The following is a 1,139-nucleotide window of genomic DNA, read 5'->3' as shown; positions in this document are numbered from 1 at the left end:
GGGCTGTCAGAGGGCGGGGAGTCGGTCGACGAGCAGTTTGACTCTTGGTTCGGTGTCTTCTGGTGGTAGTCGTCGTGCGCGGGTGAGGGTTGCGAGGCCGTGTAGGGCTGCCCAGAACGTTTCGGTGAACAGTCCTGGGTGGGTGTCGTTGCCGGCGGTGTCGCCGAGGTTTTCCTGTAGGGCGGCGAAGGCGTCTTTGAGGGGTTCGGGGGTGTCTTCCTGTGCGTAGGGGAGGCCGCCGTCGAGTTGGAAGATGGCGTCGTAGACCGCTGGGTTGTGTGCGGCGAAGTCGAGGTAGGCGTGGGCGAGGGCGGTGACTCGTTCGCGCGGGGTGTTTGCGGTGGCGGTTGCGGTGCGGACTGCTGTGGCCAGTTCTGTGGCGCCTTGGAGGGCGACGGCGCCGATGATTTCCCGTTTGCCGCGGAAGTGGCTGTAGAGGACGGGCTGGCTGTATTCGATGCGTTCGGCGAGGCGGCGGGTGGTGACCGCGTCCCAGCCTTGTTGCTCGGCGAGTTCGCGGGCTGTGGCCACGATGAGGCGTTCGCGGCCCGCTCGTTCGCGTTCCTTGCGTTCTTGTACCGACATGATTCGATTCTAGCATCGCTAGACAATCGAGCGGCAGTAGCGCTAGCGTTGCCTCATCACCTAGCAGCGCTAGTTCTCTGGAGGGGTCGTCATGCTCACCGCACTCGAGGTCATCACCACCGTGGTCGTGGGCGTGATGGTGGGGGTGGAGTTCTCCGTCGCCTTCGTCCTCAACCGGATCTTCAACGCGCTGCCGCAGGACAGTGGCCAGCTGGGCCGCGCTCATGGGGGCCGGATGCTCGGGGCGGTGATGCCGGTCTGGTACATCGGCTCGCTCGTCCTGGCCGCGCTCTGGGTCATCGCGGGATGGCACGAGCACGGCACCGGCCTCGTCGTCACCGCTGCCGGGCTGCTGATCGTCAGCGTGGTCATGTCGATCCTGCTGCTCGTCCCGATCAACAACCGGAGCAAGACGTGGACCCCTGAGAACCGGCCCGCGGACTGGAAGGAGCAGATGAACCGCTGGGACCGCTTCCACTACGTCCGCGTCGCCGTCATCATCGCCGCCTTCACCCTGCTCGTCGCCGCCCTCGCCTGACCCCGCGAGCCGGCCC

The 1,139-nt window shown here is 66.1% G+C and carries 2 protein-coding genes; one reads left to right on the top strand and one right to left on the bottom strand.

From position 1 onward, the window contains the following. Positions 1–6: 6 nt before the first annotated feature. On the bottom strand, positions 7–585 hold the full coding sequence (locus AC07EJ_RS46085) for a TetR/AcrR family transcriptional regulator (protein WP_389491648.1): 579 nt from the start codon (positions 583–585) through the stop codon (positions 7–9). Between the two features lie 91 nt (positions 586–676). Between AC07EJ_RS46085 and AC07EJ_RS46080 the strand changes: the two genes are divergently transcribed. Further along, the gene (locus tag AC07EJ_RS46080) at positions 677–1,123 is read left to right on the top strand and encodes an anthrone oxygenase family protein (protein WP_389491650.1); all 447 of its coding nucleotides are present in this window, start codon (positions 677–679) and stop codon (positions 1,121–1,123) included. The last annotated feature ends 16 nt before the right edge of the window (positions 1,124–1,139 follow it).

The sequence above is a fragment of the Streptomyces sp. NPDC045026 genome (assembly GCF_056432625.1).
This window is presented reverse-complemented; position numbering and strand designations above follow the sequence as displayed.